The sequence below is a fragment of the Pseudomonas hormoni genome, from assembly GCF_018502625.1.
GTDB lineage: Bacteria > Pseudomonadota > Gammaproteobacteria > Pseudomonadales > Pseudomonadaceae > Aquipseudomonas > Aquipseudomonas hormoni.
Map to the genome: position 1 here is coordinate 2,504,736 of NZ_CP075566.1, position 23,124 is coordinate 2,527,859.

The window sequence follows — 23,124 nt, forward strand, 5'->3', positions numbered from 1 at the left end:
AAAACAAAACGGCCTTGAGTGGTAACAGATCAATAAAACAACTAAGGATTGAAACATTCTTCATATAAAGCGGGACACTTCTGTAGGACTTTTCTACTAAAGACTGCGATGAACGGCAGAAGTCTGAACATTGGCTTAATAACGTTCAGATAAACGATTCCACCACCGGGTTTTGATGTTCCTTTCACAAAAACCGGCCTAACCTCATCTCTACCCGGTGACCCTCGATGGGCTCCCAACCTGCCGGCCATGGCTGCAAAAGTCAAATAAGGCTCGTGCCCGACAGGTCACTAAACCGTTGAAATCCCGTTTATTTCGGCACTCATGCCGAAGGACGGCCTACGCCCCGAGGTTTTCCATGAGTGAGGTTTTTCTACCCTTCTCCCGCCCCAGTATCGGTGATGAAGAAATAGCCGCCGTAGAGCAAGTATTGCGCTCCGGCTGGATCACTACCGGGCCGAAAAACCAGCAACTCGAAGAACACTTCGCCAACTATGTTGGATGCCTCCATGCCGTGGCACTGTCCTCGGCCACCGGCGCCATGCATGTCACGCTACTGGCATTGGGCATCGGTCCCGGCGACGAAGTCATCACGCCGTCCCAGACCTGGGTCTCCACCGCCAACATGATCTGCCTGCTGGGCGCGACCCCGGTGTTTGTCGACGTTGACCGCGACACGCTGATGAGCAGCGTCGAGCACATCGAAGCGGCCATCACCCCGCGCACCCGGGCGATCATTCCGGTGCACTATGCCGGCGCGGCGTTCGATCTCGATCCGCTCTACGCGCTGGCCGACAAACACGGCATCCCGGTGATCGAAGACGCCGCCCACGCGGCAGGCACCCGCTACAAAAACCGTCACGTCGGCGCAAAAGGCACGGCAATTTTCTCGTTTCACGCGATCAAGAACATGACCTGCGCCGAGGGCGCGATGTTCGTCAGTGACGATGAAGCGCTGGCCAACCGCGTGCGCATGCTCAAATTCCACGGGCTCGGCGTCGATGCCTACGACCGCATGACCCACGGCCGCAAACCCCAGGCCCAGGTGATCGAGCCCGGTTTCAAATACAACCTGGCCGACATCAATGCCGCCATCGCCCTGGTGCAACTGGAACGCCTGGATGAGATCAACGCCAAGCGTGCCGCGCTGGCCAGGTGCTATTTGCAGCGTCTGGAAGGCTCACCGGTGCAACCACTGGCCATTCCGCTTTACCCGCAGCAGCACGCGTGGCACCTGTTCATCCTGCGCATCGACGCCGAGCGCTGCGGACTCGACCGTGAAGCGTTCATGAAAGCCCTGCAGACGCAGAACATCGGCACCGGCATCCACTTCATCGCCACCCACCTGCACACCTACTACCGCCAGCGTTTCCCCAACATCTATCTGCCCAACACCGAATGGAATTCGGCGCGCCTGTGCTCGATCCCGTTGTTCCCCGACATGACCAACGATGACGTCGACCGTGTCGTCAGCGCCATCGAACTCACACTGGACACACGCCTGTGAAACCTTATCCGATCCGTTGCGTGTCGATCGTCATCCCGGTCTACAACGAACAAGACAGCCTGCCCGAATTGCTCAGGCGCACCGAAGCGGCGTGCCAGCAATTGCACCATGACTACGAAATCGTGATGGTCGATGACGGCAGTCGCGACAGTTCCGCGCAGATCCTCGAAGAGGCCGCCAGCCGCGAGTGCAGCCCCGTGGTGGCGGTCATTCTCAACCGCAATTACGGCCAGCACGCGGCAATCATGGCCGGTTTCGAGCAGTGCAAGGGCGATGTCGTCATCACCCTCGACGCCGATCTGCAGAACCCGCCCGAAGAGATCCCACGCCTGGTGGCCCAGGCTGAACTCGGCTATGACGTGGTTGCCACGGTGCGCAGCAATCGCCAGGATTCGGCCTTGCGCCGCTGGCCGTCAAAACTGATCAACCTCGCCGTGCAGCGCTCCACCGGCGTCGCCATGAGCGACTACGGCTGCATGCTCCGCGCTTACCGTCGATCCATTGTCGACGCGATGCTCGCCTGCCGCGAACGCAGCACCTTCATCCCTATCCTCGCCAACAGCTTCGCCCGGCACACCACGGAAATCCTGGTGACCCACGCCGAACGCGAACACGGCGAATCGAAGTACAGCCCGATGCTCCTAGTCAACCTGATGTTCGACCTGATCACCTGCATGACCACCACGCCGTTGCGGCTGCTGAGCATTGTTGGCTTCGCCATGGCCGGACTGGGCGTGGCGTTCGCCACCGCGCTGATCGTCCTGCGGCTGGTGTTCGGCGCCAGTTGGGCCGGCGACGGGACGTTCGTGCTGTTCGCCGTGTTGTTCGTGTTCACCGGCGGCCAGTTCATCGGCATGGGCCTGTTGGGCGAATACCTGGGGCGGATGTACAGCGATGTCCGCGCCCGTCCGCGGTTTTTCATCGAAAAAGTCCTGCGCAGCCAGCCCGCCACACCCGCTCCCGTGGTCACCGTTGACGGCCTCACTTCCACTTCTTCAGATCAGGTTCTCTCATGAGCGCAAAAGCTGTTGTTTTCGCCTATCACGATATTGGCTGTGCCGGCATCGAAACCCTGCTCGACAGCGGTTACGAAATTGCCGCCGTGTTCACCCATGCCGATGATCCCAAGGAGAACGCTTTCTACGCCTCCGTTGCGCAACTGTGCGCGCGCCGGGGCATTGCGGTGCACGCCCCGGAAGACGTCAACCACCCGTTGTGGATCGAGCGCATCAGCCAGCTCAAACCTGATTACCTGTTTTCGTTCTACTACCGCCATCTGCTGAGCGAACCGCTGTTGGCCACGGCACGCAAAGGCGCGTTCAACCTGCACGGTTCGTTGCTGCCGCGCTATCGCGGTCGTGCGCCGGCCAATTGGGTGCTGGTCAACGGCGAAAGCGAAACCGGCGTAACCCTGCACCGCATGGTCAAGCGGGCCGACGCTGGCGCCATCCTCGCCCAGAAGAAGGTTGGAATTGAGCGCACCGACACCGCGCTGAGCCTGCACGGCAAACTGCGCGTGGCCGCTACCGACCTGTTGCGTGACACCTTGCCAGCGTTGCTCGCCGGCAAAGTCACTGAAACTCCGCAGGACGAATCCCAAGCCACGGTATTCGGCCGCCGCACCCCGGCCGACGGCAAACTGGACTGGAAGCGCCCGGCCGAGCAACTGTTCAACCTGGTGCGCGCCGTCACCCAACCTTATCCCGGCGCGTTCTGCGCCGTCGGCGAACACAAGCTGATTGTCTGGAGCGCGCACGTCGTCAAGGGCAACGAAGGCCTGGCGCCGGGCCGGGTTATCAGCGTCGACCCGCTGCGCATCGCCTGCGGCGAAGATTCGCTGGTGATCAGCGCCGGTCAGCGTAACGACAACGGCTTGTACCTGAGCGGCCCGCAACTGGCGGGCGAACTTGGTCTGGTCGACGGTTCCGTGCTGCGCGGTGCCGAATCCGGGCGCACGCCACGCCGCACGCGGGTGCTGATCCTCGGCGTCAACGGCTTCATCGGCAATCACTTGTCCGAGCGTTTGCTGCGTGATGACCGCTACGAGGTGTACGGCCTGGACATCGGCTGCGACGCCATCGAGCGTTTGCGCAGCCATCCGAATTTCCATTTCGTCGAAGGCGATATCAGCATCCATTCCGAGTGGATCGAGTACCACATCAAGAAGTGCGACGTGATCCTGCCGCTGGTGGCGATAGCCACGCCGATCGAATACACCCGCAACCCCCTGCGGGTGTTCGAGCTGGATTTCGAAGAGAACCTGAAACTGGTTCGCTACTGCGTCAAATACAACAAGCGGGTGATCTTCCCGTCGACGTCGGAAGTCTATGGCATGTGCCAGGACGGCAAATTTGACGAAGACACGTCCAACCTCGTGGTCGGGCCGATCAACAAGCAACGCTGGATCTACTCGATCTCCAAGCAACTGCTCGACCGGGTGATCTGGGCCTACGGCCAGAAAGGCCTGAATTTCACCCTGTTCCGTCCCTTCAACTGGATGGGCCCGCGTCTGGACCGGCTGGATTCGGCACGAATCGGCAGCTCCCGGGCGATCACGCAATTGATCCTCAATCTGGTGGAAGGCACACCGATTCGCCTGTTCGACGGCGGTGAGCAAAAACGCTGCTTCACCGACATTGCCGACGGCGTGGAAGCGCTGGCGCGGATCATCGACAACGACAACGACGCCTGCAACGGCCAGATCATCAACATCGGCAACCCGGACAACGAAGCCAGCATCCGTCAGTTGGGCGAAGAGCTGCTGCGTCAGTTCGAAGCGCACCCGCTGCGCCACAACTTCCCGCCATTTGCCGGGTTCCGCGACGTCGAAAGCAAAGCGTTTTACGGTGCGGGTTATCAGGACGTGTCCCACCGCAAACCGAGCATCGACAACGCCAAGCGGTTACTGGACTGGACGCCGACCGTGGAGATGAGTGAAACCATCGGCAACACCCTGGATTTCTTCCTGCGTGAAGCGATGCTCGAAATCGCGGACAAAAGCTAATGCACGCGGGTCTTCGGATTGATGTCGACACCTACCGTGGCACCCGTGAGGGTGTGCCTCGGCTGCTGGAAATCCTCGATGAGGCCCAGGTCAAAGCTACGTTTTTTTTCAGCGTTGGGCCGGACAACATGGGGCGGCACTTGTGGCGCCTGATCCGCCCGCAGTTTCTCTGGAAGATGCTGCGCTCCAACGCCGCCGGCCTGTACGGCTGGGACATTCTGCTGGCCGGCACCGCGTGGCCGGGCAAGCCGATTGGCCGCGATCTCGGGTACTTGATGCGTCAAACCCGGGCGGCCGGGCATGAAGTCGGCCTGCACGCTTGGGATCACCACGGCTGGCAAGCCAATGCCGGGCGCTGGAGCGACGCGCAGTTGATCGAGCAGATACGCCAGGGCGTGGACACGCTGAGCGACATCCTCGGCGCAAAAGTCGAGTGCTCGGCGGCCGCGGGATGGCGGGCGGATGAGCGGGTGATCGAAGCCAAACAAGGTTTCGGTTTTCGCTACAACAGCGATTGTCGTGGCCGCAGTCTCTTCCGGCCGACATTAGCCAATGGTGGTCTGGGCGCACCACAGATCCCGGTGGACCTGCCCACCTTCGATGAGGTGGTCGGCCCGGCCGTCGCGGCCAGTGAATTCAACGCCTTCATCCTTGACCGGTTCACTGCGCAAAACCTCAACGTCTACACGGTCCACGCCGAAGTAGAAGGGATTCTGATGGCCAACGATTTTCGTCAACTGCTGGCCGATGCGCGCCGGCGAAACATCCGTTTTCAACCCTTGGGCAATCTGCTGCCCGAGGCGCCCGGCACCCTGCCGACCGGTCGCGTACTGCGTGGCACGCTCGAAGGTCGCGAAGGCTGGCTCGGAGTGCAAGGCGTATGAGCAAGCGCTGGGCATTGCCGCTGCTGCTGGGGATTTTTCTGTTGGCTTACCTGCTGCCGATGGGCAGCCACGGTTTGTGGATTCCCGACGAAACCCGCTACGCGCAAATCAGCCAGGGCATGCTCCTGAGCGGCGACTGGGTGTCGCCGCATTTCATGAGCCTGCGCTACTTCGAAAAACCGGTGGCCGGTTACTGGATGATCGCCGCCAGTCAGGCGTTGTTTGGCCAGAACCTGTTCGGCGTGCGCTTCGCCTCGGCCCTCAGCACCGGGCTCAGCGTATTGCTGTGTTACCTGATCGCCCGCCGGCTCTGGAACGAACCGCGCAAGAGTTTTGCCTGTGCGCTGCTGTACATGAGTCTCACCGTAGTCGCCGGCGCCGCGGGTTACGCCAACCTCGATCCGCAATTCACCTTTTGGGTCAACCTGAGTCTGGTGGCTTTGTGGTTTGCGCTGGACAGCGTCAGCCGTGGCCAGCGCCTGTTCGGTTGGGCGTTGCTGGGCATGGCGTGTGGCATGGGGTTCATGACCAAGGGATTTCTCGCCTGGCTGCTGCCGGTGCTGATCGCCCTGCCCTGGATGGTCTGGCAGAAACGCTGGCGCGAGCTGCTGATCTACGGTCCGTTGGCGATTGTCGTGGCCATCGCCGTGAGCCTGCCCTGGGTCTTGGCAGTGCACGCGCAGGAACCGGATTACTGGCGATTTTTCTTCTGGCACGAACACATTCGCCGCTTTGCCGGGGACGACGCGCAGCACGACGCTCCATGGTGGTACTACCTGCCGTTGCTGGTGGCGTTCAGTCTGCCGTGGGTCGCGCTGTTGCCGTCGGCGCTGAAAACGGCGTGGCAAACACGTCGTCAGGCCAGCATCGGCTTTCTGCTGTTGTGGTTGCTGATGCCGCTGCTGTTTTTCAGCCTGAGCAAAGGCAAGTTGCCGAGCTACATCCTGCCGTGCCTGTTGCCAATGGCCTTGTTGCTGGGCAACGCACTGGCGGATCGCTTGCGGCTGGAGCAAGGCCGGGCGCTGGGCATCAATGGCTTGCTCAACCTGCTGCTGGGCCTGACCACCCTGCTCGCCCTCGTCTACCTGCAACTGAAAAAACCACTGTACGACCACGAACTGCACAGCCTGGTGCTGGTGTTCATCGGCCTGATCGGCTGGATCATGGCCAACTTGCTGCAGGCGTTCCGGCCGTTGCAATGCTGGGCGGCGCCGGCCTTTGGCAGTCTGCTGCTGATCGGCGTTCTACCGGCGGCGATGCCCGAAGCGGTTGTGGCGAACAAGATGCCCGACCAGTTCGTCCTTGAGCATGCACAGGAACTCGGTCAGGCCGGCACGCTGCTAAGCAACGATCTGGGCGCCGCTTCGGCCCTGGCCTGGCGCCTGAAACGTCCGGACGTGGCGTTGTACAACACGATAGGCGAACTGAAATATGGCCTCGCTTATCCTGACGGCGCGCAGCAGCGCGTCGACCCCGATCGCGTGCAGCAGTGGATGCGCGACGCTCGCCAGAACGGTTCGGTGGGTGTGCTGATGCGGGTCAAAGGGGAGGACGAGCTGCGTGAAATCGAACGCTTGCCCAAGGATGGCAAACGCTATGAACAAGGCAACCTTGTGATTTTGATTTTTCCTCAGGGTGCGTCATGAGCCTATTGCTGGTGTTGGCAGCCTGCCTGCTCACCTGCCTGGGCCAGATCGCCCAGAAAAACGCCGTGGAGAACTGGCGTGGCCAGCCGTCGGGCTGGGGCGAAAAACTGCGCTCGCCATGGTTGTGGCTGGCAATCGCCGCGCTGGGCGCGGGCTTGCTGGTGTGGCTGCTGGTGTTGCAGCGCCTTGAAGTCGGCGTCGCCTACCCGATGCTGAGCCTGAATTTCGTGCTGATCACCCTGATCGCCCGCTTCGTCTTCCACGAACCCATCGACCGCCGTCACTGGTTGGGCGTGGCGCTGGTGATTGGCGGCGTAATTCTGCTGGGACTGCACACATGAGCCTGCGCCGTGGCCTCACCTTCGCCCTCGGCAGCGTGCTGCTGGGCAGCGCCGCGCAGCTGGGCATGCGCTGGAGCATGACGCGCCTGCCGTCACCCGAACACTGGCTGACGGCCACCATTGATCCGACGGCTGTGGTCGTGGTGCTGGCCGCCATCCTTGCCTATGCCCTGTCGATGTTCAGCTGGCTCGCCGCCCTGCGCGATGTGCCGCTGGGCCGGGCTTACTCGCTGTTGAGCATCAGCTACGCGCTGGTGTACCTGCTCGCCGCCGCGCTGCCGGTGTTCAACGAAGATTTCAACCTTTCCAAAAGCCTCGGAGTGGCCCTGGTCATCCTTGGCGTCATCACCATCAACTCTCGACCTGCTCATGCGTCCAACTTCAGGAGTGACCTATGAAAATCAGTGTATTTGGTAGCGGTTACGTGGGCCTGGTGCAGGCCGCTGTGCTGGCTGAAGTCGGCCACGACGTAGTCTGCATGGACATCGACGAGAAAAAAGTCGAGTTGTTGCAACAGGGCCACGTGAGCATTTTCGAACCGGGGCTCGCCAGCCTGGTGCGTGAAAGCCTCGAAGCCAGGCGACTGCAGTTCACCACCGATGAAAAACTCGCGGTGCAACACGGCCAGGTGTTGTTCATCGCGGTGGGCACGCCGTCCCGGGACGATGGCTCGGCGGACCTGCGTTACGTGCTGTCAGTGGGCGAAGCGGTAGCCCGTCATCGCGAACACCCGGTGATTCTGGTGGAGAAATCCACTGTTCCCGTGGGCACCGGCGATACCTTGCGCGCGCACATCGACAAATGCCTGATCAAGGTCGGGCGGTTGTTGCAGTTCGAGATCGTGTCCAACCCGGAGTTTCTGAAAGAAGGCTCGGCCGTGGCCGATTGTCGGCGCCCGGACCGTATCGTCATCGGCTGCGAAAGCGATGACGTGCGCGACGTCATGCGCGATCTCTATGCGCCGTTCAATCGCAACCATGACCGGATCATGTTTATGGACCTGCGCAGTGCCGAACTGACCAAGTACGCCGCCAACTGCATGCTGGCGACCAAGATCAGCTTCATCAACCAGATCGCCGAACTGGCCGAACACCTTGGCGCCGATATCGAATCGGTGCGCCTGGGCATCGGCGCTGATTCGCGCATCGGCTATCACTTCATCTACCCCGGCTGCGGTTATGGCGGTTCGTGTTTCCCCAAAGACATGCGCGCCCTGATCCACAGCGCCGAGGAAGCGCATTGCTCCAGTGACCTGCTGCAAGCGGTGGAAGCGATCAACCAGCGGCAGAAACACAAGCTGTTCGAACGCATCAACGCGTTCTACAAGGGCGATCTGCGCGGCAAGACCTTCGCCGTGTGGGGCCTGGCGTTCAAACCCAACACCGATGACATGCGCGACGCACCAAGCCGCGTGCTGCTCGAATCGCTGTGGGCCGCCGGTGCCAGCGTGCGGGCGTTCGATCCGGAAGCGATGCAGGAAACCCAGCATTTGTACCCCGACGAAGCAAAGCTGATGCTCATGGGCACCCCGGAATCGGTGCTGGCCGGCGCCGACGCATTGATCATCTGCACCGAGTGGCAACAGTTCAAGGCACCGGATTTCAACCTGATCCAGCAACGGCTCAAAGCCCCGGTGATCTTTGACGGACGCAACCTGTATGACGCTGATCGCTTGGCGCGCAACGGGTTCATGTACTTCCCGATGGGGCGCGGCGACTCACGCAAGTTACCGATTCCGTATCAGCAATGGCCGGCGGCTTCCGACGTCGCTTGATTGCGTCATCCGGGGTAGCAGCTGCCTCGCCGGTTCGGCAGCTGCTACATTAGCCGGCATGACTATTCATGTACGCCGGGCGCGATCTGCCGACGCCCCTTCCCTCCCCGACATCGAACGTTGCGCGGCTGGATTGTTTCGCGTTGATCCTTCATTGGCCTGGCTGGCCGACAGCCCTGTGCCCGATGCCGAACATCATCAACGGGCCATCGAAACCGGGCAGGTTTGGGTGGCGCAATCGGCCGAGGGTGCACTTGCGGGGTTTCTCTGCGCGGTGGAAGTCGATAACCAACTGCATATTCAGGAACTGTCCGTCAGCCAGCCCTTTCAGGGCCGGGGCATTGGTCGAAAGTTGCTGTTAGCCGCAGTTTCATACGCTCGCGGGCAAGAACTCGCCGGTCTGACTTTGACCACGTTCCGCGACTTGCCATGGAATGAACTGTTTTATCGGCGCATGGGTTTCGCAACATTGAGCCCTGCTGAAACAGGCCCGCGATTAACCCGGGTATTAAACGACGAAATCGCCCACGGATTGCCCGGTGAGCGCCGTTGTGCAATGCGCTTCAGCCTTGAACCGGCGCCTTCAAATCAACCCCCAATGCCTGGGCGAACGCCTTGACCAGCGGACTGCGCACGGTGTTGTGCCGCAGGATCAGATTGAACGGCGTGCTGATGTGGATCAGGTCCGGTCGCACTGCGCGAAATTGCCCCTGGGCGACCATCGAAGCAGCGTAATGCTGCGGTAGAAAACCCACGAAGCGCCCGGTCTTGATCAGCAGCGCCACGGCTTCCACTTGGGTGGCCGAGGCCGAAAAACTGTCGTACCGGGCAAAATTCAATTTGTCGCGGTGGATCGCGTAGCGGTGGTTGATGCACTCGTAATCCTTGAGTACCTGGCTGTCGATTTCTGCCTCCGGCACCGCGAACAACGGGTGACCGACCGCGCAGTAAACTTCCGAGCGTTCTTCATACAGCGCGTAATAATCGAACTCTTCACGTTTCTGATAAACCGGCACGATGCCGGCCACTAACCGTCCCTCTACGACGCCTCTTTCCACTTCATCCAGTTGCGACGCCTGAAGTTGAAACCTTACTTTCGGTGACGCTTCATTTATTCGCTTAAGCGCTGCAACTAACGGCGAATTAACATCGGAAATCGTATTATCAATAACGCCCACGCCAAGGTCGCCGATAAGTTCGTTTTGCGCTGAACTAAGCCGATCGCGAAAGTTATCGACCGACGCAAATAAATCAATCGACGCCTGATACACCAGACGGCCTTCTTCGGTCAGATGAAAGCCCTCGCGGCCTCGGGTACACAGGCGCATACCGATGCGGATCTCGAGGTCGGAAATCTGTTTGCTGATGGCGGCCAGCCCCACATTCAGCTCGTTCTGCGCCGCACTGAAACCACCGGCCTCGACCACGGCCTTGAACACTTTGAGCAGTTTGAAATCCAGCCCGCTGAGGGCCAGCGGCGCCCGTTGCACCGGTTTTGGCGCGGGGTTTCCGGAATTGGAAAGTGGGGTTTCCATAATGCTTATTTACCTCTGGCGCGCTATTCAACAACCTGTGTCCAACAACAAAAACATAGCTGGCCAATAATAATGAACACAGAAAACCAGGCTTGGCAACCGCTAATAATCCCCGTACTTCAGTGCCAACTCACTGATTTCGAACCATTAAAAGCTGACACTTCGATCAGCTCTCGCATTGACGCAACTGCCCTCTTGAAAACTGCTTTGGTCTGACCACGCCCAATTGATTTGCGGCGGGTGTTTGCGGCCCGGCACACCGATTTCAGTTCGCTTTACCGACGAGGAAAACAACAATGTCTCAAACCACCGACCGTCTCTGGGGTGCACGCTTCAAAAGCGGCCCGTCCGAAGCCCTGGCGGCCCTGTCCCGTTGCCCCGAGCGCTACTTTCGCCTCACCCCGTACGACCTCGCCGGTTCCAAGGCCCATGCCCGTGAACTGCAGCGCGCCGGGTTGTTGAGCGAGCAGGAAACCCTGACCATGCTCGCCGCGCTGGAAGGTATCGGTGCTGACTTCAACGCCGGCAGCATCGCACCAACCCTCGACGACGAAGACGTCCACACCTTCATCGAACGCCTGCTGACCGAACGCCTCGGCGCCCTGGGTGGCAAACTGCGCGCCGGCCGTTCGCGCAACGACCAGACCGCCAATGACCTGCGTCTGTTCCTGCGTGACCATGTGCGCACCCTCGCCGTTGAAGTATTGGCCCTGCAACAAGCGCTGGTGGATCAGGCCGAACAACACATCGAAAGCATCTGCCCGGGCTTCACCCACTTGCAGCAAGCGCAGCCGATCGTCTTCGCTCACCACTTGCTGGCTCACGCCCAATCGATGCTGCGTGACGTACAACGGCTGGTGGACTGGGACGTACGCACCTCGCTGTCGCCGCTGGGTGCCGCTGCCATGGCGGGTTCCGCCATCGCACGCCTGCCGCAACAGTCGGCCAAGGAAATGGGCTACAGCGGCGTCTGCGAAAACTCCATCGATGCCGTGGCCAGCCGCGATCACGTCGCCGAGTTCCTGTTTATCGCCAGCATGCTGGGCATCAACATTTCCCGCCTCGCCGAAGAATTCTGCCTGTGGTCGTCGCGGCAATTTCGCTGGGTCGCCCTGGATGATGCCTACGCCACCGGCAGTTCGATCATGCCGCAGAAGAAAAACCCGGACATCGCCGAACTGGCCCGGGGCAAGGCGGGTCGCCTGATCGGCAACCTCACCGGCCTGCTCTCCACGCTGAAATCCCTGCCACTGTCGTACAACCGCGACTTGAGCGAAGACAAGAACGGCGTGCTCGACAGCGTCGACACCTTGCTGCTGGTGCTGCCGGCCATGGCCGGGATGGTCGCGACCATGAAGGTCAACGTCGAAGAACTGCGCCGTCAGGCACCGCTCGGTTTCACCCTCGCCACTGAAGTCGCTGACTGGTTGGCGATGCGCGGCGTGCCGTTCAAGGAGGCCCATGAAATCACCGGCGCGCTGGTTCAGGCCTGTGAGAAGCACGACATCGAATTGTGGGAAGCGTCCCCGGCGCTGCTGGCCGAGATCGATCCGCGTCTCACCCCGGAAGTGCGCGACAGCCTGACCCTCGAAGCTGCCATCGCCGCTCGCAGTGGCTGGGGTGGCACCGCGCCGCAGCAGGTACGTGAGCAGATCGGTCGGTTGAAGACCGCCCTCGCTGCGCAGCAGCAATGGACCGAGAACTATCAGGGCTTCCGTCTTTAAGGCCACACACAAAACCTGTGGGAGCGGGCTTGCCCGCGATAGCAGTCTCTCACCCAACATGGATGGCGACTGACACGACCTCATCGCGGGCAAGCCCGCTCCCACAGGGATCGCGTTTAACACGAAGAACCAGCGGTAAGCCATCAATACCGCTTTGAACCCGAGCACCACGCGCCGCAGTCAATGGGCGGCGTACGGAGAAACAACATGAGCCAGACTCAGGCAGAACGACTCCAGGCGGAGCGCAAACTGGCGGAAAACCAGTTCGATATCACCCAGTACGATCACGTGCCACGGCGTTATTACGGGCGGATCTTTTTCGCCACGGTGATCGTCATCGCGATCATCGGCCTGGTGCGGGCCTTCGCCGAAGGCAAGATCGAATGGTCGTACATCGGCCAGTTCCTCACGTCCCAGGCGATCATGTGGGGCTTGCTCAACACCATCGTCATGGCGGTGCTGGCGATGGGGCTGGGCATTGTGTTCGGGGTGATCACGGCGATCATGCGCATGTCGGCCAACCCGATCCTGCGCTACGTGGCGGTGACCTACACCTGGCTGTTCCGCGGCACGCCACTGATCCTGCAACTGCTGTTGTGGTTCAACCTGGCGCTGATTTTCCCCACCATCGGCATCCCCGGCCTGTTCGAAATGGACACCGTGAGCCTGATGACGCCCTTCGTCGCCGCCCTCCTCGGTTTGAGCATCAACCAGGGTGCCTACACCGCCGAAGTGGTCCGCGCCGGCCTGTTGTCGGTGGACACCGGACAGTACGAGGCGGCCAAGTCGATCGGCATGCCGCGTCTGCAGGCACTGCGCCGGATCATTTTGCCCCAGGCCATGAGGGTGATCATTCCGCCGGTCGGCAACGAATTCATCGGCATGGTGAAAATGACCTCCCTGGCGAGCGTCATCCAGTACTCGGAATTGCTCTACAACGCCCAGAACATTTACTACGCCAACGCCCGAGTGATGGAGCTGCTGATCGTCGCCGGTATCTGGTACCTGGCCACCGTCACTGTCCTGTCCTTCGGTCAAAGCCGTCTGGAGCGTCGTTTCGCTCGCGGCGCCGGCAAGCGTTCTTGAGGAGCCCCACATGAGAAGCATCGTCAAGGCCGTGAGCCTGAACAAGTACTACGACCAATTCCACGCACTCAAGGACGTCAACATCGAAGTCGAGCAAGGCGAAGTGCTGTGCATCATCGGCCCGTCCGGCTCCGGCAAAAGCACCTTGCTGCGTTGCATCAACCAGCTGGAGAAAATCGACAAGGGCGGCCTGTGGGTCGACGGCGAACTGGTGGGTTACCGCATCGCCGGCAACAAACTGCACGAACTCAACGAAGCGCAGATCGCCCGTCAACGCCTGTCTACCGGCATGGTGTTCCAGCGTTTCAACCTGTTCCCGCACATGACTGTGCTGCAAAACATCATCGAAGGGCCGTGCCAGGTGCTCAAGCGTTCGCCCAAAGAGGCGCACGAAGAAGCCGTGGAACTGCTCGCCCGCGTCGGCCTGGCCGACAAGCGCAACAGCTACCCGATCGAACTTTCGGGTGGTCAGCAACAACGCGTCGCCATTGCTCGTGCCCTGGCCATGCGGCCCAAGCTGATGCTGTTCGATGAACCCACTTCGGCACTCGACCCGGAGCTGGTCGGTGAGGTGCTGTCGGTGATGCGCGATCTGGCGCAAACCGGCATGACCATGATCGTCGTCACCCATGAACTGGGCTTCGCCCGTGAGGTTTCCAACCGCATGGTGTTCATGGACGGCGGGCAGATCGTGGAGGCAGGAAGCCCCGAAGAAATACTAATAAGTCCGCAAAACCCACGCACCCAAAGCTTCATTTCTGCCGTTCGAACCTAAACGCCGGCTGGCGTAACAACACTCATAAGAGAACGACCATGAAGAACTTCGTAATCCCAGCAGTACTCGCAGGCCTGATGGCATCCAGCGTCAGCTTCGCCGCCGAATTGCCGGCCAGCATCAAGGAAAAAGGCGAGATCGTCGTAGCGATCATGCCGAACTACCCGCCGATGGATTTCAAGGACCCGGCCACCAATACCCTCACCGGTGTGGACGTTGATCTGGGCAACGCCCTGGCCGAACGCCTGGGTGTGAAGATCAAGTGGCAGGAAACCGGCTTCGAACAAATGATCAACGCGCTCACCACCGATCGCGTCGACATGGTGCTGTCGGGCATGACCGACACCAAAGAGCGTCAGGCCAGCGTGACCTTCGTCGACTATTTCACCAGCGGTCCGCAGTTCTACACCCTGCAGAAGAACAAGGACTTCAACGAAATCACCGACCTGTGCGGCAAGAAAGTCGGCACCAGCCGCCGCACTACTTTCCCGGCTGAAATCGCTGAATACAGCAAGGCCAACTGCGAAGCCGCCGGCAAACCGGCCATCGTGGTGATCGGCACCGAAGGTTCGGCGGATGCCCGTGCGCAACTGCGTCAGAGCCGTATCGATGCAGCGATGCAAGGCAGCGAGACGTTGTCGTACCTGAAGACTCAGGAAAAGGACATGTACAAAACGGTAGGCCAGCCGATTTCCGTGCAGTTCTCCGGCATGGGCCTGAGCAAGAAAAAGCCTGAGCTGAGCGAAGCGGTGAAGGTCGCGTTGCAGAGCATGATCGATGACGGCAGCTACGCCACCATCCTGAAAAAATGGGACCTGGAACTGGGCGCGATCAAGACAGCGACCATCAACGCCGGCAAGTAATGCTTGCCCTGTAGGAGCGAAGCTTGCTCGCGAATGCGGTGTGTCATTCAACATCTTCACTGACTGACACACCGCATTCGCGAGCAAGCTTCGCTCCTACAGGGGTTGTGTTTACCTTTAGATGAATGGAGCGCAAAGATGTCCTCCTCACCCCAACCCACCTGGCCCGACCAGCACAAAGCCTGCCTCGCCCTGGCCTTCGACCTCGATGGCCCGACCGGTGATGCGATGCTCAACGGCTCGATCTGGCACAAGCCCGAGTACTTCGGTTTCGGTGGTTACGGCCCTTACCGCGCACTGCCGCGGATTCTCGATCTGCTCGATGAGTTCCGGATACCGACCACCTTCTTCGTCCCGGCCTGGGTCGTGGAGAACTGGCCGAAACAGTGCCAGGCGATCGTCGAGCGCGGGCATGAGGTGGCGTACCACGGCTACAAACACGAATCCTTTTACGCCCTGACGCTGGAACAGCAAAAGGACGTGATGAACAAATCCCGCGAGGTGTTCTGGAAACACCTGAACATCCGCGCCGAAGGCTTCCGCACGCCGTCCGGCGACTGGCGGGCCGAGACACCGGCGATGCTGGTGGAAGCCGGCGTGACCTATTCCAGCAGCATGCGCGGCGATGACCGGCCCTATCTGGTCAATGTCCCCGGCTTCGAAACACCGCTGGTGGAAATCCCCGGCCGCTGGGAAATGGATGACTACGCCTCCCTCGCCTACACCCGTGCGCCAGACTTCCCCTCGGGGCTGGACCGCACCGCCAGTTATGAGCTGACGCTGGACAACTGGTGCCGCGAATACGACGGCGCCATGAATGAAGGGTTGTGCCTGACCACCCTGTTTCACCCCAAGATCACTGGCAAACCGGGACGCATCCTGTTGCTGGAAAAACTCTTCGAACACATGCGCCAGCGCGACGACGTGTGGTTCGCCACCTGCCGCGATGTCGCCCAGTGGTGGCTGAAGGAGCATCACCATGGCTGATTCCACTCTCTGGCCCAAAGGCTATCGCTGCGCCGTGGTGCTGACCGTCGATTACAACGACATCCACGGCATTCTCACCCAGGCGCCCGAAGTCGCCGGGCGCGACAAGACGCTGTCAGTCTGGCGTTACGGCACACAACGCGGTGTCGACCGCTTGCTTGGTCTGTTCGAAGAGCTGGGTGTTCGCAGCAGCTGGTTTGTCCCCGGCATCGTTGCCGAGGAAAACCCGGAACACATCCGGGCGATCCAGGCGGGTGGGCATGAGATTGCCTGCGCCGGGTATCGTCACCAGCACTACGACACCCTCGATCTGCAGCAGCAGAGCGCCGAGATCGCCCGTGGCTGCGAAGCGTTGGAAGCGCTCACCAGTCAACGCCCGACCGGGTTTCGCATTCCCGCCGGCAACGGTGCGCCGGGGTTCATCGAGGCGTTACGGGATCAAGGCATTCGCTGGTCTTCCTCGTGGCGTGGCGACGATTTGCCATTTGCTCACCCCACGGCCCCCGGCGTGATAGAACTGCCCTTGCACTACGAACTGGAAGACGAACCCTACTTCGCCTTCAACCTGAGCCCGGCGGTGCCGCCGGCGCAATCGCGGATCGCTTCCTACAGCCACACCCTGGGCAACCTGCAAATGGATTTCGCCGGGTTTCACCGCTTCGGGCTCTGTTATGTGCTGAGGTTGCATCCGGAGATCATTGCCACGCCGGGACGGATTGGCGTGTTGCGCGAATTGCTGCAGGGCATTCAGCAGCACGACGACGTGTGGATCGCCACCGGTGCCGACGTCGCTCAATGGTGGGCTGAATCCGCGCCGCCGGTGGCCGAGGATCACCCCGCGTCGGTGTACGAGCGGCACTATCGGGATCACCTCCTATGACCGAACGCCTGCAACGACTGGCGCAGTTTTGCGTCGACACACGATTTGAAGACTTGCCACCGGCACTGGTGGCGCAAGCCACGCGGCACATCCTGGACACCTTTGGCGCGACGCTGGCCGGGGCTGGCAGCGACGTGGCGAAGCAGGCGCGTCAGGTGTTCGAGGGTGAAAGCGGCACCACGCTGGTCTGGGGCACGGAGGTGCGGGTCGGTGCCGCTCAGGCCGCCATGCTCAACGGCGTCGCCGCCCATGCGCTGGAACTGGATGACACCGGTGGCTGCGATCATTCCGGCGCGATGGTGCTGCCGGCGGTGATGGCCGCGGTGTCGATGTCTGCAAGGCCTGTCAGCGGTCGCGAGTTGATCACCGCCGTGGTCATCGGTTACGACGTCGGTCGCCGCGCGCTCGAAGCCTGTGGTGGATATTCGGCGCACAACGGCGCCGGCTGGCACTCCACGGCGACCTGCGGCGTATTCGGCGCGGCGGCCGCGAGTGGGCTCATCCTGGGTTTGAACGTCGAACAAATGGTGTCGGCACTGGGCATCGCCGGCAGTTTCAGCGGCGGATTGTGGGCCTTCATCCACGATGGCTCGCAAAGTAAAAAACTGCACAGCGGTCGCGCGGCCGAGGGTGGATTGCTGGCAGCACGGTTTGCACTGCAAGGCGTCACGGGGCCGACGAAGTTATTCGATGACGTCTGGGGCGGGTTTCTCAAGACCCTGGCCGTTGAGACCGCTCAACCTGAAGCGCTGGATGCGGATCTCGGGACGGTGTGGAAACTCGCCCGCTGTTCGATCAAGCCGTATGCCTCATGCCGAGGGACGCATTCGGCCATCGACGCGTTGGGGCTGTTGCTGGAACAACTGCAGGTCAGCGTCGATCAGGTCGAGGACATTCAGGTGTCGTTGTGCGGTTTCCTGCAGGACATGTGCGGCGGTCAGGACGTGAGCACGCTGGCGGCCGCGCAGATGAGCCTGCCGTACGCCCTCGCCGCCCGGCTGGTGCATGGCCATTGCCGACTGGAAGCCTATGACGATGAACAGCGGCGCGAACCGCGGGTTGCCCAGTGGATGTCGCGCATTCGCCTTGAAGTGGACCTGCAACTGTCAGAGGATGGCGAGCCTGTTGTCAGCGTGCGGACCGTGGACGGTCGGCAGGCGAGTCTTTGTGTCGATCCACCGTTGGGTGCACCGGGGAATCCGTTGAGTGATGAGGCGCTGGAGGAAAAGTTTTTCAGTCTGGCCGAGCGGGTGATGCCTCGGGATCAGGCGGAGGGATTGCTTGAGCAATTGTGGCAGTTGGACACGCTTGAATCGGTGTTTTGCCTGTGCGGGCCTCTTCGCGGGCAAGCCTCGCTCCTACAGGTCATGCGTTGATCATGCGGACACCAACACCCTGTAGGAGCGAGGCTTGCCCGCGAATGGCCGCGACTCGGTACATCGACGAACACCCTGAAATCTGAATAAGGACATTTGCCCCACCGTGGCCACTTACTCGCTCGTTATCCGCCGTTTGATGATCGTCTCGCTGACCATCGTCGTCAGCCGCGCCATCACCAGCCCGTTGCTTACGCTATTCCTGAGCAACAAGCTCGGCCTCAACCAACAGGACGTTGGTCTGCTGCTGGGCATCGCGGTGTTCATCGCCACCCTGCTCGCGCTCTACGGCGGTTACATCATCGACCGCCTCGAAAAGCGCCGGCTGCTGATCCTCGCCATGCTCTCCAGCGCCATCGGTTTCGTGTTGCTGACTTTCGCCGAAAACCTGTATTTGACCACCCTCACCCTGGTGATCACTGAAACGGCGTCGGCGCTGTTCCTGATCGGGTCGAAGGCGATCCTCAGTGAAAACCTGCCCATGGGCCAGCGCGCCAAGGCCTTTTCCCTGCGTTACACCCTGACCAACATCGGCTACGCCACCGGTCCGATGCTCGGCGTGGTGATTGCCGGGGTGTACCCGATCGCGCCGTTCCTGATTGCCGGCGCCATCGCGTTTTTCAGCATCTTTTTAATGAGCGGAATCCCCAGGGACTCGGCGCAGACACCCGCGATCGGTCAGCCACAGAGTTTCCTGAAAACCCTGATCACCCTGAAAAACGACCGCACGCTGATCATGTTTACCTGCGGCTGTCTGCTCAGCACCGTGGTCCACGGGCGTTTCACCCTGTACCTGTCGCAATACCTGCTGGTGACCCACGACTCCAAGCGCGCCCTGGAAACCATGGCCGCCTTGCTCGCCTGCAACGCCATCAGCGTGATCCTGCTGCAATACCAGATCGGGCGTTTCCTCAAGCGTGAACAACTGCGCTACTGGATTGCCGGCGGTACCAGCCTGTTCATCCTCGGCCTGATCGGCTTCAGCCTGGCCGACAGTCTCGTGTCCTGGTGCGTGGCAATGTTCATTTTCACCCTCGGCGAGATGATCATTTACCCCGCCGAATTCCTCTTCGTCGACACTCTGGCACCTGAGGAATTGCGCGGCAGCTACTACGGCGCGCAGAACCTCGCAGCCCTCGGCGGTGCGCTGAGCCCCGTGATTTGCGGTTTCCTGCTGATGCACACGCCGGCGCCGACGATGTTTTATGCCCTGAGCGCACTGACCGCCATGGGCGGCTTCCTGTGTTTCATGAGTGGTCGCCGGGTCGCCTTGCAGCAAAAATAATGCACTCAAGCTGCATTAATATGAATTTGTCAGCATGTGGAATGAACGGCACACTGTGCCTCGTTCCTCCCCCAATTGTTGGAACACCTTCAAGGGCTTGCTGGGTATCCCAGCTAAGCCTTTTTTTTGCCTCGATTCTTTCATGGGTCGTCTGCCAATGCTCGCTCGCTGGTTACCTGCCGCCATCAACACCCGCCCCTCGGAATGGAGCCGCGCCGCCATCGGCATGGCGTTGGGCACGATGTTCAGTGTCTGGCTCTGCTCCCAGGTATTCGGCATCGAAGTCGCACAGCACCTGATCGGACCGCTGGGTGCCTCGGCGGTGCTGCTGTTTGCGGTGTCTTCCGGCGCGCTGGCGCAACCGTGGTCAATACTCGGCGGCTACTTGAGTGCCGGCGTGATCGCGCTGCTGGTGGCTCACGTGCTTGGGCGCACGCTCGGCAGCGCGTGCCTAGCCGCGGGCATGGCGCTGATCCTGATGTGCTGGCTGCGCTGCCTGCATCCGCCGGCCGGCGCATTGGCCCTGACGTTGGTGTTGGCCGATCCGGCAACCATCGCCCTGGACTGGAAAGCCCTCGCTCCGGTGATGCTCGGCGCTTCGACGATGTTGTTCAGCGCCCTGGTTTATAACAACCTGACGCGCATCCGTTACCCCAAGCGCGCCAGTGAACCGGTGGGCGTGGTACCTGCCGATCATCCGCCGATCGATCGCCAGGCCATCACCGCCGAGGACCTGAAGCTGGCCCTGGCGGACATGGAAGCCTTCTTCGACGTCACGCCCGAAGACCTTGAACAGCTGATCCATGCCAGCGAACTCCACGCCAAACGCCGCAGCATTGGTGAAGTGCTGAGTCGTAGTGCCTAGATCGCATTCTGTAGGAGCGAGGCTTGCCCGCGAAGGCGGAGTGTCAGTCAACTGATATGTTGAAAATGCTGACGCCTTCGCGGGCAAGCCTCGCTCCTACAACAGCCATTCATTGAATATTTCACCCTTGCAAATATGCAGAAAGAACCTGCACATATCCCGGTTGTACATCACAAATTTGCACTGTTACGATCCAGCATCGCTCGCGCGCGAGCTTCTCTATAAAGAACAATAAAAGCAGGGAGTTAGTGATGACTGCTCAGGTTTCATCGAAGGGGACTTCGTCCATGGATGCCACGCAAAATGAAGTGCTGGCCGAGGTTCGCAACCACATCGGTCACCTGACCCTCAATCGCCCCGCCGGTCTCAACGCCATTACCCTGGACATGGTCCGCCACCTGCACCGCCAGCTCGACGCCTGGGCGAACGATCCGCAGATTCACGCCGTGGTTTTGCGCGGCGCTGGCGAGAAAGCCTTTTGCGCCGGCGGTGACATTCGCTCGCTGTATGACAGCTTCAAGAATGGCGACACGCTGCATGAAGATTTCTTTGTCGAGGAATACGCCCTCGACCTCGCTATCCACCACTATCGCAAACCCGTACTCGCCTTGATGGACGGTTTTGTCCTGGGCGGCGGCATGGGGCTGGTGCAAGGCGCTGACTTGCGGGTGGTGACCGAGAAAAGCCGTCTGGCGATGCCGGAAGTGGCAATCGGTTACTTCCCGGATGTCGGCGGCAGTTACTTCCTGCCCCGGGTTCCTGGCGAATTGGGTATTTACCTCGGTGTCAGCGGCATGCAGATCCGCGCAGCCGACGCCCTCTATTGCGGGTTGGCCGACTGGTATCTGGACAGCGAAAAACTGGTGATCCTGGACGATCGCCTCGATCAACTGGCGTGGCGCGACACGCCGCTAAAAGACCTGCAAGGCCTGCTGGCGCAACTCGCGGTGCAGCAATTGCCCGATGCGCCACTGAGCAAACTGCGCCCGGCCATCGATCACTTCTTCGCCCTTCCCGACGTGCCGAGTATTGTTGAGCAACTGCGCGAAGTCACGGTTGCCGACAGCCATGAATGGGCGACGGCCACGGCCGATCTGCTGGAAAGCCGTTCACCGCTGGCCATGGGCGTGACCCTGGAAATGCTGCGGCGCGGTCGGCACTTGAGCCTGGAAGACTGCTTCGCCCTCGAACTGCACCTGGACCGTCAATGGTTCGAGCGCGGCGACCTCATCGAAGGCGTGCGCGCCTTGCTGATCGACAAAGACAAGAGCCCGCGCTGGAACCCGCCGACCTTGCAAGCGCTGGACGCCGGGCATGTCGCGAGTTTCTTCACAGGGTTTGACCGGAGCGGGAACTGAGCCATGCACGATATCGAATTGAGCGAAGAACAAGTCATGATCCGCGACATGGCCCGGGATTTTGCCCGCGGCGAAATCGCGCCCCACGCGCAAGCCTGGGAAAAGGCCGGCTGGATCGACGACGGTCTGGTGGCGAAGATGGGCGAACTGGGGCTGTTGGGCATGGTGGTGCCGGAGGAATGGGGCGGCACTTATGTTGATTACGTCGCCTACGCCCTGGCGGTGGAAGAGATTTCCGCTGGCGACGGCGCCACGGGCGCACTGATGAGCATCCACAACTCCGTGGGCTGCGGGCCGGTGTTGAACTACGGCACTGAAGAGCAGAAAAAGACCTGGTTGCCGGATCTCGCCAGCGGCCAGGCCATCGGTTGCTTCTGCCTGACCGAGCCGCAAGCCGGCTCCGAAGCGCACAACCTGCGCACCCGCGCCGAACTGCGCGACGGCCAGTGGGTGATCAACGGCGCCAAGCAATTTGTGAGCAACGGCAAACGGGCGAAACTGGCGATCGTGTTCGCCGTGACCGATCCGGATCTGGGCAAGCGCGGTATTTCCGCGTTTCTGGTGCCGACCGATACCGCCGGTTTCATCGTTGATCGCACCGAACACAAGATGGGCATCCGTGCTTCCGATACCTGTGCGGTAACCCTGAGCAACTGCACCATTCCCGAAGCCAACCTGTTGGGCGAACGCGGTAAAGGCCTGGCCATTGCGCTGTCCAACCTCGAAGGCGGACGCATCGGCATCGCCGCGCAGGCGTTGGGCATCGCCCGTGCCGCGTTCGAAGCTGCGCTGGCCTACTCCCGTGATCGCGTGCAGTTCGACAAGCCGATCATCGAGCACCAGAGCATTGCCAATATGCTGGCCGACATGCACACCCGTCTGAATGCCGCGCGGTTGCTGATCCTGCACGCCGCGCGGTTGCGCAGTGCGGGCAAGCCGTGTTTGTCGGAGGCTTCGCAGGCCAAGCTGTTTGCGTCGGAAATGGCCGAGAAGGTCTGCTCGTCGGCGATGCAGATCCATGGCGGGTATGGGTATCTGGAGGATTACCCGGTGGAGCGTTACTACCGGGATGCGCGGATTACGCAGATTTATGAAGGGTCGAGCGAGATACAGCGGATGGTGATTGCCCGGGAGCTGAAAAACTACCTTGTGTGACCTTTAAAAGCTTCGCGGGCAAGCCTCGTTCCTACAGGTCGTGTGATCTGTAGGAGCGAGGCTTGCCCGCGAAGACGTT

21 protein-coding genes are annotated in these 23,124 nt (G+C 60.9%); 20 read left to right on the plus strand and 1 reads right to left on the minus strand.

Annotation, left to right across the window (positions count from 1 at the left end; all coding sequences use genetic code 11):
• Positions 1–358: 358 nt before the first annotated feature.
• From arnB to KJF94_RS11705, 9 genes are read left to right on the plus strand one after another with little or no spacing between them, the layout of a single operon-like run.
• Positions 359–1,507 (plus strand): UDP-4-amino-4-deoxy-L-arabinose aminotransferase, encoded by a 1,149-nt coding sequence (gene arnB, locus KJF94_RS11665; RefSeq protein ID WP_214383529.1) that lies wholly within the window; start codon positions 359–361, stop codon positions 1,505–1,507.
• Positions 1,504–2,523, plus strand: a complete 1,020-nt coding sequence (gene arnC, locus KJF94_RS11670) for an undecaprenyl-phosphate 4-deoxy-4-formamido-L-arabinose transferase (RefSeq protein ID WP_214383531.1) — start codon at positions 1,504–1,506, stop codon at positions 2,521–2,523. Before arnB ends, arnC begins: the two co-directional genes overlap by 4 nt.
• Positions 2,520–4,511 carry a bifunctional UDP-4-amino-4-deoxy-L-arabinose formyltransferase/UDP-glucuronic acid oxidase ArnA gene (gene arnA, locus KJF94_RS11675; protein WP_214383533.1) on the plus strand — a complete coding sequence of 664 codons (1,992 nt, stop codon included), beginning with the start codon at positions 2,520–2,522 and terminating at the stop codon, positions 4,509–4,511. Before arnC ends, arnA begins: the two co-directional genes overlap by 4 nt.
• Positions 4,511–5,395: a 4-deoxy-4-formamido-L-arabinose-phosphoundecaprenol deformylase gene (gene arnD / locus KJF94_RS11680; RefSeq protein WP_214383535.1), complete on the plus strand. Its 885-nt coding sequence runs from the start codon at positions 4,511–4,513 to the stop codon at positions 5,393–5,395. The genes arnA and arnD overlap by 1 nt, the downstream gene beginning before the upstream one ends.
• A complete protein-coding gene (gene arnT / locus KJF94_RS11685; protein ID WP_214383537.1) occupies positions 5,392–7,041 on the plus strand; it encodes a lipid IV(A) 4-amino-4-deoxy-L-arabinosyltransferase in 1,650 nt (549 codons plus the stop codon). Before arnD ends, arnT begins: the two co-directional genes overlap by 4 nt.
• On the plus strand, positions 7,038–7,382 hold the full coding sequence (arnE, locus tag KJF94_RS11690) for a 4-amino-4-deoxy-L-arabinose-phosphoundecaprenol flippase subunit ArnE (RefSeq protein WP_214383539.1): 345 nt from the start codon (positions 7,038–7,040) through the stop codon (positions 7,380–7,382). Before arnT ends, arnE begins: the two co-directional genes overlap by 4 nt.
• A complete protein-coding gene (gene arnF, locus KJF94_RS11695; protein ID WP_214383541.1) occupies positions 7,379–7,780 on the plus strand; it encodes a 4-amino-4-deoxy-L-arabinose-phosphoundecaprenol flippase subunit ArnF in 402 nt (133 codons plus the stop codon). Before arnE ends, arnF begins: the two co-directional genes overlap by 4 nt.
• On the plus strand, positions 7,777–9,156 hold the full coding sequence (locus KJF94_RS11700; protein ID WP_214383543.1) for a UDP-glucose dehydrogenase family protein: 1,380 nt from the start codon (positions 7,777–7,779) through the stop codon (positions 9,154–9,156). The genes arnF and KJF94_RS11700 overlap by 4 nt, the downstream gene beginning before the upstream one ends.
• Before the next feature lie 58 nt (positions 9,157–9,214).
• Entirely contained in the window at positions 9,215–9,775 is a 561-nt protein-coding gene (locus KJF94_RS11705) for a GNAT family N-acetyltransferase (RefSeq protein WP_214383545.1), read from the plus strand.
• Here the strand turns inward: KJF94_RS11705 and KJF94_RS11710 are convergent.
• A complete protein-coding gene (locus tag KJF94_RS11710) occupies positions 9,720–10,691 on the minus strand; it encodes a LysR family transcriptional regulator (protein WP_214383547.1) in 972 nt (323 codons plus the stop codon). The genes KJF94_RS11705 and KJF94_RS11710 overlap by 56 nt on opposite strands.
• A gap of 296 nt (positions 10,692–10,987) precedes the next feature.
• Here KJF94_RS11710 and argH point away from each other — a divergent pair, with 296 nt between their 5' ends.
• From argH to KJF94_RS11765, 11 genes are all read left to right on the plus strand, one after another.
• Positions 10,988–12,415: an argininosuccinate lyase gene (gene argH, locus KJF94_RS11715; protein ID WP_017339040.1), complete on the plus strand. Its 1,428-nt coding sequence runs from the start codon at positions 10,988–10,990 to the stop codon at positions 12,413–12,415.
• A 207-nt stretch (positions 12,416–12,622) separates the two neighbouring features.
• Positions 12,623–13,501, plus strand: coding sequence for an amino acid ABC transporter permease (locus KJF94_RS11720; protein ID WP_214383549.1), 879 nt, complete (start codon positions 12,623–12,625; stop codon positions 13,499–13,501).
• Between the two features lie 10 nt (positions 13,502–13,511).
• Entirely contained in the window at positions 13,512–14,276 is a 765-nt protein-coding gene (locus KJF94_RS11725) for an amino acid ABC transporter ATP-binding protein (protein ID WP_017339042.1), read from the plus strand.
• Between the two features lie 38 nt (positions 14,277–14,314).
• A complete protein-coding gene (locus tag KJF94_RS11730) occupies positions 14,315–15,139 on the plus strand; it encodes an ABC transporter substrate-binding protein (RefSeq protein ID WP_214383551.1) in 825 nt (274 codons plus the stop codon).
• Between the two features lie 138 nt (positions 15,140–15,277).
• Entirely contained in the window at positions 15,278–16,126 is an 849-nt protein-coding gene (locus KJF94_RS11735; RefSeq protein ID WP_214383553.1) for a polysaccharide deacetylase family protein, read from the plus strand.
• On the plus strand, positions 16,119–17,006 hold the full coding sequence (locus KJF94_RS11740; protein ID WP_214383555.1) for a polysaccharide deacetylase family protein: 888 nt from the start codon (positions 16,119–16,121) through the stop codon (positions 17,004–17,006). Before KJF94_RS11735 ends, KJF94_RS11740 begins: the two co-directional genes overlap by 8 nt.
• Positions 17,003–18,382 carry an MmgE/PrpD family protein gene (locus KJF94_RS11745; RefSeq protein WP_214383557.1) on the plus strand — a complete coding sequence of 460 codons (1,380 nt, stop codon included), beginning with the start codon at positions 17,003–17,005 and terminating at the stop codon, positions 18,380–18,382. Before KJF94_RS11740 ends, KJF94_RS11745 begins: the two co-directional genes overlap by 4 nt.
• A 106-nt stretch (positions 18,383–18,488) precedes the next feature.
• Positions 18,489–19,667 carry an MFS transporter gene (locus tag KJF94_RS11750; protein WP_214383559.1) on the plus strand — a complete coding sequence of 393 codons (1,179 nt, stop codon included), beginning with the start codon at positions 18,489–18,491 and terminating at the stop codon, positions 19,665–19,667.
• 157 nt (positions 19,668–19,824) lie between these two features.
• Positions 19,825–20,532, plus strand: a complete 708-nt coding sequence (locus tag KJF94_RS11755) for an HPP family protein (RefSeq protein WP_214384848.1) — start codon at positions 19,825–19,827, stop codon at positions 20,530–20,532.
• Positions 20,533–20,783: 251 nt separating this feature from the next.
• Positions 20,784–21,890, plus strand: coding sequence for an enoyl-CoA hydratase/isomerase family protein (locus KJF94_RS11760; protein WP_214383561.1), 1,107 nt, complete (start codon positions 20,784–20,786; stop codon positions 21,888–21,890).
• Between the two features lie 3 nt (positions 21,891–21,893).
• Positions 21,894–23,045, plus strand: coding sequence for an acyl-CoA dehydrogenase family protein (locus KJF94_RS11765; protein WP_214383563.1), 1,152 nt, complete (start codon positions 21,894–21,896; stop codon positions 23,043–23,045).
• Positions 23,046–23,124: the final 79 nt, after the last annotated feature.